Raw genomic sequence first — 13,159 nt, 5'->3', positions numbered from 1 at the left:
TGGTCTTGCTCAGCCGAACAGTGCCAGGGCTGCGGCGCGACCGCTGTCGACTGCGGCTTCGGCACGCCCGCCGATGCACCAGTCGCCGGCAATGGCGAGACCGGCGGCAGGATCGGCCAGACAAGGTGAGCCGAGAGGCACCTCCGCGAGGGCATAGCGCCAGCGATGGGCCTGGATCAGGCGCGGGGTGATCGCCCGGCCGATCAGGCGTTCGAGGTCATGGAGCAGGGCCGCGGCGGCTGCCTCCGGCGTCTCCTCCAGATGAATCCGGCTCCAATGCGGGGTCGCGTGGACGACCAGGCTCTGCGGCGCAGACGGCCGGCCGGGCAAGGCGCGCTGATCGCCGATCCAGGCGATCGCCTCGTCCTCGGGGCGCCAGCGCGGGCCGGGCAGGGGCAGTTCGTCATCGACCACCAGCATCAGCGCCCAGCAGGGGGCGATGACGGTCGAGGCGATGCGGCGGCGCCAGCCTTCGGGCAGCACCACATCGATCAGCAGATCCAGCGTCTGTTCGGGCGGGGCGGTGACGATCAGACGGCGTGCCTGGATCAGCGGCAGCCCGTCCTCGTCATCCAGCCGCCAGAGGCCGTCGCCGGTGCGCGCAATGCCGCCGATGCGGGTACCGGTCCGGATCTCCAGCCCGCGGGCCAGATCCTTCGCGATTGCGGTCATGCCGCCCATGCCGACCCAGCGTGGCTGGTCGCGTTCGGCTTCGGCGGTATGGCCTTTCAGCGGCGGCGCGGGCAGCCGGCGCGCCAGATTGGCGGCTTCGGCCCCGGCCATGGCGGCGACCAGCGCAGGGCTGCGGGCGGTGATGAACTGGGCACCATGATCGAAATGCAGCGTGGTCCCGTTATCGAGCGTGACGCGCCGGGTGGCGAGCCGGCCGCCGATGCCGCGCCCCTTGTCGAAGATGCGGGTGCCGATACCCGCATGCCGGGCCAGCCGGCCGGCCGAAATGCCGGCAAGGCCCGCACCGATGATCGCAAGCCCGATCGGATCTTCGAAGACAGGGGGCGGCGCTGAGGTCACGGACGATTACTCCCTCGACAGATACCGGACGGGTGATCCGTTGGCTTCCGCCGTCGGTATATGGGGCGGGGACCGAAAATTGTGAGACCTGACCACCCGGGAGAAATGCGATGCCGAAAATGCGGCGCAAGGCCGATCTGCCGGTCAAGCTCTGTGTGGTGTGCGGGCGGCCCTTCGCCTGGCGGCGCAAATGGGCCCGCGATTGGGAAGAGGTGCGCTACTGCTCGGATGCCTGCAGGCGCGGGCGTGGCGGCACCGACCGCCGGTCCGTGCTGGCCGGGCTGCTGGGCGGCGGGTTGTTGCTGGCGGCACCGGGGGTGGCGGGGCGTGCGCTTGCGCTGGCGGCCGCCGGTCCTGCGCCGGCCTCGGGCGATCTGGCCTTCGACGTCTTCCGGGGGGACGCGGTGATGGGCCGCCATGTGCTGCGGTTCACGCCCGACGCCGATGGCCGGCTGACGGTGTCGGTGGAGATCGACCTTGCGGTCGCGTTCGGGCCGATCACGGTCTATCGCTATACCCATCGCAACACCGAAAGCTGGGCCGGTGGCCGGCTGGTTGCGATCCGGACCCGCACCGACGACGATGGCACGAGCTATGAGGTCGACGGGCGGGCCGAGGGCGACGGCTTCGTCGTCCAGGGGGCAGACGGCCGGGTGGAAGCGCCGGCCGATGTCATCCCGACCAGCTACTGGCATCCTGAAACGCCGGCACGGCCGCGCTGGCTGGATACGCAACGCGGCCGGCTGCTGGATGTGGCGGTTGCCGACCGGGGTGTCGTGGAACGCCCGGCGCCGGGCGGCGGTACGATCGATGCCCGTGCCTATGACGTCACTGGCGACCTGACCATGACGCTCTGGTATCGGACGGGCGAGCCGCGCTGGCTGGGGGTCGCCTTCGACGGGCGTGGCCGCGAGGTGAGCTATCGTCTGGCGCGCGACACGGCGCCGTCACCGCTGCGCCTGGCTCGCGGAGACTGGCAGGCGCCCGGGATGGGCGCCTGATCACGGTTTCAGTGAACATGGGCGCCCGGACCATTCTGCGCGGCGGCCCAGAGCTTGACGATCAGCACCAGCGCATAGAGCAGGACCGGTGCCGCCGCAGCGGCGGTGGCGAAAAGATGGCGCATCGGGGCCGTCCCGGCAGGCAGGACAAGTGCCGTGCGGCGGTGCATCACCCGCAATGACCAGAGGATCGCGACCCAGGGCAGCAGGGCGAAGATGTCGAGCCAGGGCGTGCCGCGGGCAACCAGCGGCCCGATCTCCGCGACAGGCAGACCGTAGGCCGGGATGGCGCTGTTCCAGAGCTTCGGCACATAGACGGCCAGGAAGAACACGATGCCATGGGCGAGCATGGCGATGCAGGCGAGCGGTGCCAGACCATGGCCCAGCACGGCCGCAACCCCCGCAGGATCCCGACCCGCGAGACGGGCGACGAGGCCCCAGCCTGCCCGCGCGGCCCCCAGGGTAAGGGCAATGGCGAGCAGCAGTGCCGCCACGCCCGACCATTGGAACCAGGCCGGCATCGGAACGCTGTCGGCCAGCAGCCCGCCCGCCAGGTTCCAGGGCATGGCGGCGGCAAGCGGCGTATGGTTGAGCCCGTGCTGGAACTGGACGCCGATGGCGGCGACCGCCGTCAGCCAGAGCAGGATCCGCGCCGTGCGGCCGTCGTCGCGGGCGACCGGCCGCGCCAGCTGATGACCCGGACGGCGCAGTTCCACCTTCACCGAGGTGCAGGCGGCCGCGCAATCCATGCACAGCGTGCAGTCGGCCATGTCGTTGCGGTCCTCGAAGCGGAACGGGCTGAGGTGGTGGGGGCAGGCGCGGGCGCAATCGAAACTGCGGCAGGACGCGCAACTGGCGGCATCGGTGGTGATCCAGGTGGATCCCGCCCGGGCATAGGCGGTGAGCACCCCGCCCAGCGGGCAGATGTGGCGGCAATAGGCCATGTCGCGCCAGATGAGGAAACTGGCGGCGGCAAGCAGGGTATAGGCCAGGAAGAAGCCCGCGGTGATCTCGGCCGAGCGGGCGAAGGCGGCAGGGGCGGCGAAGGAGACCGCCCAATAGGTCAGCATCACCAGCACCAGGCCGATATTGGCCCGGACCAGCCAGCGCGGCGCATGCCGTTTCAGGCCGATCCGGCTCAGATACTTGCCCATGAAGCCATGCGGGCAGACCGAGCAGAAGGCATTGCCCACCGTCGGGGTGACGAGGCTGGTGAAGAAGGGCCAGAAGATCCCCCACATCAGCGCCAGGGTGAAGGCGCCGCTGCCGCTGGGATCGGTCAGGCCGAACCAGATCGCCGAGACCAGCAGAAAGAGGGTAAGGCCGCGCAGGGCGTTCAGCAGATACGGCCGCCGCAGCACCCAGGCGAGGCCGGGGAGTGCGGTGAGGTCGATTGCTTTTGAAGGCGGGCGCGGTCGGATGACGACGGCCATGGTGACCTCTCCTTCCGGGCTCAATAGCGCAGATTGACGCCGAGATAGAAGAAGCGCTCCGCCGGCTCGAAGGGCTGAAGGTTGTCGGGCACGCGGGTGCCGATCAGCCCGTCGACACCGCCTGAAATCTCGACCAGCGGCGTCAGCCGGTGGCTGACCTTGACGTCGATCCGGCCGTAATCGGTGGAGACATTGCCGAGATTGCTGGCCCCGAACCCGACCGGTGCGTAATAGGACAGCATGCCGGTGCCGGCCAGATGGACCAGGGTGTCGTCATCGGCCGCCCAGTCGAGGCCGATCTTGCCCTGCTGGCGTGGCCGGCGGCCCAGCCGCTCGTCGGCGGCGGTGTCGCGGGCATCGATCCATTCGAGCGAGCCGGTCAGCATCAGATCGTCGCCGATCGGCGTGCGGCCGGTGATCTCGACGCCGCGGATCCGGGCGGTGCCGATATTGGTATAGTCATAGCGCCCGGGCGCGGTCAGCCGGGTGGTGATCAGGTCCTCGACCTCGGAATGATGGGCGGTGACGCCCAATTCCGCGCCATTGGCGAAACGATAAGCGGCGGCGGCCTCTGCCGTCCACGAGGTCTCGGGTTCGAGGTCGGCATTGCCGTAGATCACCGAGCGGCCGCGGTTGATGATCGAATAGAGCTGAAGATAGGTCGGCGCCTTGAAGGCCGTACCGGCGCCGATGCGCAAGATCCAGGGCCCCGGTGTCCAGGAGAGCGTCGCGCGCGGATTGGTGGTGGTGCCCACATCGCTGAAATCGTCGGTGCGGATGCCGGCAAGCAGGGTCCAGTCTTCGGCGAGCATCCATTCATCCTGGGCGACCGCTGCCCGGCTGCGCCGGTCGGCGGACCCTTTGGCCAGAACCGACAGGTCGATATCCTCGTCCAGATATTCAAAGCCGACGGTTGCGACGTGATCGGTGCCGATCGGCAGGGTGTAGAAGCCGGTCAGTTCGCGCCCGTCGATGCGGGTGGTGTCGAGCGAGCCGGTGCGCAGCACATCGCCTTCGGTGCGGTAGGCGCTGCCCGACACCGTGACCCGGCCGGGGCCGACCTCGCCCGCCCAGGTGAGCGACCCGGTGCGGCTGGTCTCGTGCTCCCGCGAATCGACCGGCATCGGCACCCGGCCGCCATTGGAGCCGAGCCCTTTCGCCCGCAGCTCTTCATAGCCGAGATCGAGGGTGATCTCGTGGCCGGGTGCGACATCCCAGGCCGTGCGCCAGGCGGCGTGGCGGGAGGATTCGCCCTTGAGGTCGTCAAAGGCGGAACCGGCCTCGCTCCACGGATCGCGGGAGCGGATCGAGAGGTCGAGCCGGTTGCGGGTCTGGCCGACCCGGCCGGTTTCCACCGCCGCCCGGCCGATCCGGGTCAGCCGTTCGCCGTTTTCCGATATGCCGGCCAGGGACTGAAGGCTGGCTCCCGGTTCGGCGGCGGCATCCCGGCTGATGATGTTGACGACGCCCGAGACCGCATCGGCGCCGTAGAGCGCCGACATCGGCCCGCGGATGATCTCGATCCGGTCCACGGCGCCGAGGTCGAAGGCCGAAAGATCGACATTGCCGAAACGGCCGCGGCGGCGGTGGCCGTCCACCAGAATCAGCGCCTGTCCGTCTTCGAAGCCGCGGATGGAAAAGCGGGTGGTGGCGCCGCCATCGGCGATGATCACGCCGGTTGCCTGTTCGATTGCGCGGGCGACCGTGGTCGCCGGCACGGCATCGAGCCGGGCCCGGTCGATGACCTCGATCGAGGCCGGTACGTCTTCGAGCGCCTGCGGGCTTCCGCGGCGGGCGGTGACGCTGAGTGCGGGCAGGTCGGTGCCGCCCTGGGGGCCGATATCGTCGGCGCGGGCGGGCAGGGGCGTGCCGAGGGCGAGGGCGGCGGCGGCACAGGCCGTCGCGGGCAGCAGCCGGCAGGCGCCGGCCGCAGTCTGGCGGAGGATCATGTCGAATGTCCTGGATCTGATACCGGTTCGGAATGAACGGAGGCGGTCTCAGACCAGGGGTGGGGCGCGTGCCGGTGGGCGGGGTGCGAGGCGGTCCCGCGGCAGCGGCAGGCCGCGTGCGACCGGCTGCAGCCGGGCCAGCACGTCCGCCGCCGGCTCGGGCAGGGCGGGGGGCGCCGCGATCAGCGCGGGCGCAAGGCACAGCCCGCCGCAGGGCAGGCCGTGATCGATGCGCAGATGATCATCGCCATCGATCGGGCGGCCGTCTTGATCGACGGCGATCTGCACCAGACCGGTCGGCGTGCAGATGACCAGCTGGCCGGTTTCCGCAGCCTGTGCCGCGGCAACGTTGAGCGCTGCACCGCCCAGGATCTGGGCGAGCAGCACCACCAGCATGGCCAGGGCGGCCGGCAGGCGACGGCCACGAACGGCCGACAGGCCGCGCGTCGCCGCACGGCCTCTGCTGCCGCCCATCCTTTGCTTCCGCCCCGTGGTCACGGCCTGTCCTGCTGGTTTAACAACATATCATTGTCTGATGATCGACACTGCGCAACGCGACCACCGGTCGCAGGGCGGCAGAACCCGTTCAGAGCCAGCCGCGGCGCTTGAACAGCCAGTAAGGCAGAACGGCGGAGCCGACCATCATCAGCAGGGCGAGCGGATATCCCAGATGCCAGGAAAGTTCGGGCATGACCTCGAAATTCATGCCGTAGATGCTGGCGATCAGCGTCGGCGGCAGGAAGACCACGGCCACGACCGAGAAGATCTTGATGATGCCGTTCTGCTCGATCTGAATCAGGCCGAGCGTCGCATCCAGCATGAAGGAGAGCTTGTTGGCCAGATAGCTTGCATGATCCGACAGCGAGACCACGTCGCGGGTGATGGTCTTCATTGCAGCCAGCCCGGTCTTGCTGGCCCGGCCGCGCAGATTGCGGCCGGCAAAACCCGCCAGGCGGCCGATCGAGACCAGGCTTTCGCGGATCTTGGAGGTGAGGTCACCCATCCGGCCGATGGCGGCGATCAGGGCCTCGTAATCCGGCGCCGGCGGCCGCTGACTGCTCTTGCCCTTCTTGCCGGCCTTGCCCCCATTGCCGGGGGTGATGCCGCGGGTGCGCTGACCGGCTTCGAAAACCGTCTGCGACACCTGGTCGATCTCGGCCCCCACCAGTTCCAGGACGTCGGCCAGCCGGTCGACGATCGCTTCCAGCAGGCCGAAGAGCACGCCTTCCGCCCCGGTCACGGCATTGGGATGCCGGTCGACATGGGTCGCGAAGGCGCGGAAGGGCAAGGGGTCGGTGTGGCGGACGGTGATCAGCCGGCCATGGGTCAGCACGAAGGTGATGGCGCTTGCGACCGGGCTGCCGGTTTCGACGGAACTCAGCACCGTCGCGGTCATGTAGAGCGCGCCGTCCTCTTCATAGAGCCGGCTCGACGCCTCGATCTCGCGCATCTCTTCCTTGGTGGGGATGTCGACGCCGAGGGCATGGTCGACGCGATGGAGTTCCTCCATCGACGGATCGACCATGTCGACCCAGACCACCGTCTCGTCGATCGGGCTGCCGGCGGGTGCGCGGCGGAGCACACCCGGTTCGGTGACATAGAGATTGATCATGCGCAGGGCCTCGCCGTGCTCGGGCGCAGCCGGGGCCTGTCGCCGCCGGCTGTGCCCGGTTTAGGCGCGCCGTTCGTTTCAGGCAAATGAAAACTCCGTGTCGGTGGCGTGGAGCGCGGCCGTCATTCGCCCGGCATCGGCATCGCCATCGCCGGGCGGCGATCGTCCTGCATGCCGAGGGCCGGGTCGATGCGCGGCCGCTCCTTCTGGAAGAAGATGGTGGCCGTGCCGAGTTCGATGCCGAACTTCGTCACCGTGGCGCGATTCAGCAGCACACCGTCCTCCTGCAGGAACATCCAGTCGTCGAAACGGACCTCGATCTCGCGGCCGCCGACCTTCAGATTCATGCGATAGGTCCAGTTGAGCGCATTGCCGAAGGCAGCGCCACGGGCCTCGCCCAGCACGTCGTCGGCCCGGCCGACATAGCCGTTGGGGCCATCGGCGCGGATGGTCCACACCCGGCGGTCCAGCTCGCCGTCGGCATAGCGGAAATGCTCGTCCAGGGTAAGGGTTTCACCGTCCCAGTCGCCGTCGATGTCGACGACGAACTGGCGACGCAGATTGCCGAAGCGATCCTCGAACATGCCCCAGGCCCTGGTTTTGCCGGCAAAGTAATCCTCCAGGCGGAAGCTCGGCCCGGCGCCGGCGAAATCTTCGACTTTCATGGTGCTGCATCCGGTGATCGTCAGGAGACTGAGGAGCGCGAGTGCGATGCCCGCGGCGAGGCGACGGAGAGGGGACATGACGGTTCCCGCGAAGAAGGTGGACCGCAGCCGGGTGGGGTGGCTGCCGCCGGGTTACGGCGTCGGGCGATCTCCCGGGCCAGGCCGGACTGGATCTCCCGGGTCAGGGGGAAGCGGCGGACCAGCAGGATCGCCGCGATCTTGAAGGGCACCGGCAGGGCGCCATAGACCAGCGCCAGCACGGTGAGTGCCGCTACCCCGCCACCATCGGCGGCGGCAGGATTGAAGCCGGCCGCCTCGATCAGCGGAAAGGCGACGCCGATGCCCAGCGCCAGCGCCGCCTTGGTGGCGAAGCCCCAGAGAGCGAAGAACAGCCCGGCCCGTTCCTGACCGGTTTCCACCCGGTCGATGTCGATCACATCGGCCTGCATGGCATTGGGCAGCGCCAGATCGGCGCCGAGCGTGGCACCGGTGGCGATGCAGATGATCAGGAACGGCACGACATCGCCGGTGCCGAGGAAGGCCGCCGGCAGGAAGGCGACCGTGGCGATGGCCATCGCGATCGTCCAGGCCCGGTGCTTGCTGGTGCGGGCGGCAAGCCGGAGCCAGAGCGGCGCTGCCAGGATGCCGGCGGCGAAATAGACGAAGAGCAGCGGCCCGGCCAGATCCGGCCGGCCGATGACGTGCGAGACATAGAGCAGGAACAGGGTCGCCGGCAGGCCGTTGGCAAAGCCGTTGGCGATATAGGCACCGATCAGCCGCCGGAAGGGGCGGTTGGCGGCGAGGGCGCGCAGCCCGGCCAGGCGGCTGCCCCCGGACGTGTTCAGGCGATCCGGTTCCGGTACCGCGATCACGGCTGCTGCGGTGGTGACCGGCAGCAGCAGGGCGATGGCCGCACCCAGCGTGGCGAGACCTGCCGCGGTGACGGCGGTGCCGCCGCCACCGGTCACGACCGGCAGGGCGATCGCCGCCAGCGTGCCCAGGATCACGAAGACCTCACGCACCGTGACGATCCGGCTACGCTCGTCATAGCCGTCGGACAGCTCCGCCGCCCAGGCCTGCTGGGACAGCACCATCATGGTGCCGCCCAGATGCAGCACGATCGACCAGACCAGCAGATGCACCGCCCCCGCCCCCTCGGGCGGGGACATCAGCATCCAGATGCCGGCGATGGTGAAGGGCAGGCCGGCGACCATCCAGCCCCGCCGCCGGCCACCGGGCAGGCGGATGGCATCGGCGAACACGCCGACCACAGGGTCGGTCACCATGTCCCAGATGCGGGCGGCGAGCAGCACGCCCCCCACCACGCCCAGGCCCAGGCCGAGCGTGTCGGCATAATAGGTCGGCAGGTAGATGTAGAGCGGCAGGGTGAGCGCCGCGAGTGGCAACCCGGGCAGGCCGAACAGCGCAAGGCGCCAGCCGGGCAGCGTGGCGGTGCCGGCGGCCGGGGTCACGCGGGCCCCCCGCCGCCGATCGGCGCGCCGATCGCGAGCGCGACCAGGGCACCCAGCGTGAGGCCGATCCGCAGCCGGAGATACCATCCGGGCAGGCCGGCGCGCAGGGGGCCCAGGGTTTCGCCGGCAAGCAGCAGGGCGAAGGCGGCGGTGGCGAGGGCGAAGCCCGGGACCTGCGGCAGCAGCAGGGCCGCCCAGCCGAGCAGGGAGGGCAGCACCGAGGTTGCAAAACGGAGCATGGCCCGCCCCGTCTCCGTCTGGCCCGATGCCAGCGCCAGCCCCCAATGCACGGCGCCGAGGAAGGAGAGGATGACCGCGCCATAGGCGAGAAGGGCGGCACGCGCAGCCGCAGCGTCATCCGACAGCAGGGCGAGGGCGGCACCGGCGGCGAAGGGGATCAGCCCGGCAATGCCCAAAGCCGTCGCCAGACGCGCCGGCCCCTGCGGCATGCGGCCGGTCCGTGCCCCATGCTCCTTGCCGATGACATTGCTGCCGCCCATGATCCCGTCTCCCTGACCATTTCAGGAGTGATACGGGGATCGGGGCATTTCGGATCGGTCGGCCGTGATCAGCGGGCGAGCAATTCGAGCCGTTGCAGCAGCCGTGTCGTGCGTTCGCCGAGGCCGCCCGTCTCGTCCACGATCCTGATCAGATCGTCGGTGATCGCGTTGAACAGCCTGGTCCGGTAGTGTGTCTTCAACAGACCCGCACAATCCCGGTCGAGCCCGGTTGTATCGAGGATCATGTCGAGCAACCGCTCGGCGCCGTTCAGCCGGCCGAGCAGGATGTCGTGCACCCGGGCATCGCGTGAGAGAAAGCCGGCGAAGGCGCCGAAATCATCACCCATGGCCCGGTCGATCACCCGGTGGGTCGAGCGGCAGTCGACGGGCGAGATCCGGACGATTCTTGCTTCCTGCGGCTCTTCGATCCGGTGGCGGATCATTTCGGGCGCGATGATGAGATCGACGAGATCGAACAGGCCGTCGGCGCCCCGAAGTGCCGTCGCCACGGGGCCGGCCGTGACCTGGGCCACGGCCGCATCGAGTGCAACGGTCAGGCGATTTGCGGCGATGGTGACGGCCGCCAGGGCGCAACGCAGGGTCGGTGTAACTGCCTTCGTCAAAGCCGCGAAGGCTGCATGGCCCGGCCCCGTGGGAGGATCGGCCAGCATGTCATCCATGGATGTGGGATCGAAGGAGATGCAGGTGCTGGCGCGGTCGAGCTCCGGACGGATCTCCGCGAGGTCGGTGAGAGCCGATTTGAAGGCATCGACCGCCCCGCGATCGGCTGCCGACGCATAGAGCTGGTTCGCCCGCCGGACCAGGAAACGTCGGCGGCGATCCTGGCGGGGGAAGGCCGCTGCGGCTGCCGCGGCCTGGGGATCCGCCTCGACATACAGCCGGGCAATCCGTCGGATCAGATGGGCTTGCCTGGATGGACGGGGCAGGCTCAGCGTGCCGTTGATCAGATCGGCGAGCATGGCGGCTGCCGACCGGCGGCAGGCCCGCTCGTACGGGGCGACCGATGCCGGTGCGAAGCTGTGGGCCGGGGCGTGGGGAAAGGCGGACCGGAAGTCCTGCGCTGCCAGAAGGGTTTCGTCCTCAAGCAGCTTGAGCTCCTGTGCCACCCGGTTGCGCTCCACCACCGCCTCCAGATCGTCCAGGATCGGCTCATAGCGGAAATGATGATAGAGCCGGCCGATCAGCGCGCCGCCGGCGAAGCGGACTTCGTCGGGGATCGGCACCTCCCGCTCGGGTGTCGGTTCGACATAGGCGATCAGGCGGATCACCTGGCGGCGGGCGGGCTTGTCGCCGATCGCGTCGATGACCGGGCCGAAGGGCTTGTTGTCATGCAGCCCGCCATCGGCCATCTGGGCGCGGCTGCCCCAGTCATCGCCTGTCATGCGATTGTCGCCGGCAAGGAGATGTTCGCCCAGATGGCGGCTGTGGAAGTCTGCGAGCCCCTCATGAGCGGACAGTTCTTCGGCGACATCGCTGCTCCGCAGCGGGGCGAAAGCGATCGGGAAGCCGGCGGTCGACCGGCAGGCATAGGTCAGCGCGAAGATGTCGTCGAAATCACCGGTCAGGCCGCCGCGGGTCTCGAACCGCATCGCATGCGGGAAGCGCCGTTCCTGTTGACGGCCCCAATGCAGCCGGCCATCGATCGGCAGGAAGCGCGGCCAGCCATGCAGATCACTGCGGGTGAGAAAGAGGTCCAGCCGCTGCCCGTCGGGCAGGAGATGGGCCGGGCTCCGGCCGATGCCGTTAAGGGCTTCACCGATCAGCCGGATGAATTTGCGGCCGTCGAGCGGTGTTCTGGTGCCGTCGCCGCCCTTGGCGAAAGCCGCCACCTGATCGATCAGCCAGCCTTGCGAGATCTGAGGTGGCAGATTGCTCGCGAAGCGGTTCAGGAGCACCCGGCCAAGCATGCGATACAGCCAACCGGCACGCTCTTCAGGATCGTCCTTGAGATTTGTGATATCGGCCTTGTCGATCCAGAAGCCGTTCATGTGACGCACGCCGCCGCCGGTCGCAATCGCCCGTGCCAGCACCGCGCCGTTGAGGCCGCCGGCGGAAGAGCCGGCGATGGTGTCGACGACGACGCGGAGGTCGACCGTCTTCTTCGCCAGCTCGTCCAGCAGGTCGCGATAGATGGCGCTGGTGGGTGCCGGGTCGGGGGCGTCAGCGGGCGGGGTGCCGTCGCTCGCCCGATCCCGCGAGGCGCGGAGCAGGGCGTGCAGCTCTTCGGTGATGCCGGCCATGTAGATCGCGAGCGACACCCCGCCATAGAGCACGATGCCGAGCCGGAGTTCCCGGCAGGGGACGGAGATGGGATCGGTCATGGTCTGCCTCCCTGGCCGTTGCGCAGGTTGCGGGCGGCAGCGATCCGCGCGACCAGTTCGGCGGCGGTCGGATCGCCATAGATCAGCATGCGCAGGATCCGGTCCTGGCCGACCTGCGAGAGCATGCCCCGGAACTCGTTGCTGCCGGCGAAATCGCGACAGGCTGCGGCGAGGTCGCCCGGCCTGGCTATGCCCGGCGTAGCGGCCAGTTCGGCCAGACACGCGGTCAGCAGGGCGTCGATGTTCGGGTCGTCCAGATAGGCCCGCTGCATGGCGACCATCGCTTCCGGCACGCCCATGCCGGCGCCGATCTGGGGCGCATTGCCGCCCTCGGCCCGCGGGAGCGTTTCCGTTCGGGCCGTCATGCTGCTGCCCGATCCCGCCGGTGCGGCGGCAGTCTGACCTCCGTTTTCGCCCGGCGTGTCATCGCCCGTCGTCGTGTTCGGGATGTTGAGGGTCGTGACCGACGTCAGCGTCTGAACCGGTGACGGCCGCCCGGCGGTGGCGGCGAATTCGGCGAGCAGCATGGTGATCATGATGTCGTCATAGCGCGCCACGATCATGCCGTAGGTCGTGGCCGAAATCGCATTGTTGGCATAGGCTTCGCACGCCCGGAACAGTCCGTCGCGCAGCAGCTGGATCGTGGCCAGGCGCTGCCCCAGCTGGGCCAGGGCTTCGGCGCGGGCGAGCGACGCCATGAGTGCCAGATCGGCATTGGCGACATCCTTTCCTGCGGCTTCTGCCGAGGCGGAGAGCGAGCCGGTGGCGCCGGCGCTCAGGATCTTTGCGACATCGGGGCTCGGCTCGGAACAGGTCACGACATGGCTGATGCCATAGTCGTCGAGACGCATGCTGCGGTTGATCACGCGCAGATCGGCAGTGGTGACCATACTGCTGCCGGGCGCAATCTCCGTGGTGCGGCTGACCGTCGAGGTCCAGTAATCCCCGCAGCCGGAGAGGAGGGGGTTGACCGTTACCATCCCGGCAACGGCCAGCCGAAGGCAGCGTAACGCATCGTTCTTCATGACGAACACATCCTATTGATGGTCGCTTATAAACGGATGGTCACTCTCTTTAACGGGGGCCGAAGAACACCATGCCGACAGAGGTTGCTTCCCCGGTCGAAAGGGCGGATCTGTCTGGGATATCGATG

At 68.9% G+C, this 13,159-nt stretch carries 11 protein-coding genes and 1 pseudogene; 2 read left to right on the top strand and 10 right to left on the bottom strand.

Features of this window, described 5'->3' with window-relative positions:
- Positions 1 to 9: 9 nt before the first annotated feature.
- On the bottom strand, positions 10 to 1,032 hold the full coding sequence (locus P7L68_RS18245; RefSeq protein WP_372000496.1) for an NAD(P)/FAD-dependent oxidoreductase: 1,023 nt from the start codon (positions 1,030 to 1,032) through the stop codon (positions 10 to 12).
- Positions 1,033 to 1,142: 110 nt separating this feature from the next.
- Between P7L68_RS18245 and P7L68_RS18240 the strand changes: the two are divergent.
- Together P7L68_RS18240 and P7L68_RS18235 are read left to right on the top strand one after the other, a co-directional pair.
- Positions 1,143 to 1,280, top strand: a pseudogene (locus P7L68_RS18240) (DUF2256 domain-containing protein); the annotation flags it as partial.
- Positions 1,281 to 1,301: 21 nt separating this feature from the next.
- On the top strand, positions 1,302 to 2,033 hold the full coding sequence (locus P7L68_RS18235) for a DUF6134 family protein (protein WP_372006875.1): 732 nt from the start codon (positions 1,302 to 1,304) through the stop codon (positions 2,031 to 2,033).
- Between the two features lie 8 nt (positions 2,034 to 2,041).
- Here the strand turns inward: P7L68_RS18235 and P7L68_RS18230 are convergent, their stop codons facing one another.
- The 9 genes from P7L68_RS18230 to P7L68_RS18190 form a co-directional block, all read right to left on the bottom strand.
- Complete coding sequence (locus P7L68_RS18230; RefSeq protein WP_372000494.1) at positions 2,042 to 3,466, bottom strand: 4Fe-4S binding protein; 1,425 nt, start codon at positions 3,464 to 3,466, stop codon at positions 2,042 to 2,044.
- A gap of 20 nt (positions 3,467 to 3,486) precedes the next feature.
- Positions 3,487 to 5,415: a TonB-dependent receptor plug domain-containing protein gene (locus tag P7L68_RS18225; RefSeq protein WP_372000492.1), complete on the bottom strand. Its 1,929-nt coding sequence runs from the start codon at positions 5,413 to 5,415 to the stop codon at positions 3,487 to 3,489.
- 48 nt (positions 5,416 to 5,463) lie between these two features.
- Positions 5,464 to 5,889 (bottom strand): DUF2946 family protein, encoded by a 426-nt coding sequence (locus tag P7L68_RS18220; protein WP_372000491.1) that lies wholly within the window; start codon positions 5,887 to 5,889, stop codon positions 5,464 to 5,466.
- Between the two features lie 112 nt (positions 5,890 to 6,001).
- Positions 6,002 to 7,027 carry a magnesium transporter CorA family protein gene (locus P7L68_RS18215; protein WP_372000489.1) on the bottom strand — a complete coding sequence of 342 codons (1,026 nt, stop codon included), beginning with the start codon at positions 7,025 to 7,027 and terminating at the stop codon, positions 6,002 to 6,004.
- A 122-nt stretch (positions 7,028 to 7,149) separates the two neighbouring features.
- Positions 7,150 to 7,692: a DUF3833 domain-containing protein gene (locus tag P7L68_RS18210; RefSeq protein ID WP_372000488.1), complete on the bottom strand. Its 543-nt coding sequence runs from the start codon at positions 7,690 to 7,692 to the stop codon at positions 7,150 to 7,152.
- Positions 7,693 to 7,712: 20 nt separating this feature from the next.
- On the bottom strand, positions 7,713 to 9,164 hold the full coding sequence (locus P7L68_RS18205; RefSeq protein WP_372000487.1) for an MFS transporter: 1,452 nt from the start codon (positions 9,162 to 9,164) through the stop codon (positions 7,713 to 7,715).
- Positions 9,161 to 9,664 (bottom strand): DUF3429 domain-containing protein, encoded by a 504-nt coding sequence (locus P7L68_RS18200; protein WP_372000485.1) that lies wholly within the window; start codon positions 9,662 to 9,664, stop codon positions 9,161 to 9,163. Before P7L68_RS18200 ends, P7L68_RS18205 begins: the two co-directional genes overlap by 4 nt.
- 68 nt (positions 9,665 to 9,732) lie before the next feature.
- Entirely contained in the window at positions 9,733 to 12,006 is a 2,274-nt protein-coding gene (locus P7L68_RS18195; protein WP_372000484.1) for a patatin-like protein, read from the bottom strand.
- Positions 12,003 to 13,031 carry a hypothetical protein gene (locus P7L68_RS18190; RefSeq protein ID WP_372000483.1) on the bottom strand — a complete coding sequence of 343 codons (1,029 nt, stop codon included), beginning with the start codon at positions 13,029 to 13,031 and terminating at the stop codon, positions 12,003 to 12,005. Before P7L68_RS18190 ends, P7L68_RS18195 begins: the two co-directional genes overlap by 4 nt.
- Positions 13,032 to 13,159 lie beyond the last annotated feature (128 nt).

This window comes from Tistrella mobilis (genome assembly GCF_041468085.1).
GTDB lineage: Bacteria > Pseudomonadota > Alphaproteobacteria > Tistrellales > Tistrellaceae > Tistrella > Tistrella mobilis_A.
Note: the sequence above shows the minus strand (reverse complement) of the source record. Positions and strands in the feature narration are given on the sequence as shown.

Bases quoted from the DNA above. Each gene is read 5' to 3' on its own strand.
- P7L68_RS18230 (WP_372000494.1), bottom strand. From the start codon at position 3,466: ATGGCCGTCGTCATCCGACCGCGCCCGCCTTCAAAAGCAATCGACCTC.
- P7L68_RS18225 (WP_372000492.1), bottom strand. From the start codon at position 5,415: ATGATCCTCCGCCAGACTGCGGCCGGCGCCTGCCGGCTGCTGCCCGCG.
- P7L68_RS18220 (WP_372000491.1), bottom strand. From the start codon at position 5,889: ATGGGCGGCAGCAGAGGCCGTGCGGCGACGCGCGGCCTGTCGGCCGTT.
- P7L68_RS18215 (WP_372000489.1), bottom strand. From the start codon at position 7,027: ATGATCAATCTCTATGTCACCGAACCGGGTGTGCTCCGCCGCGCACCC.
- P7L68_RS18210 (WP_372000488.1), bottom strand. From the start codon at position 7,692: ATGAAAGTCGAAGATTTCGCCGGCGCCGGGCCGAGCTTCCGCCTGGAG.
- P7L68_RS18200 (WP_372000485.1), bottom strand. From the start codon at position 9,664: ATGGGCGGCAGCAATGTCATCGGCAAGGAGCATGGGGCACGGACCGGC.
- P7L68_RS18195 (WP_372000484.1), bottom strand. From the start codon at position 12,006: ATGACCGATCCCATCTCCGTCCCCTGCCGGGAACTCCGGCTCGGCATC.
- P7L68_RS18190 (WP_372000483.1), bottom strand. From the start codon at position 13,031: ATGAAGAACGATGCGTTACGCTGCCTTCGGCTGGCCGTTGCCGGGATG.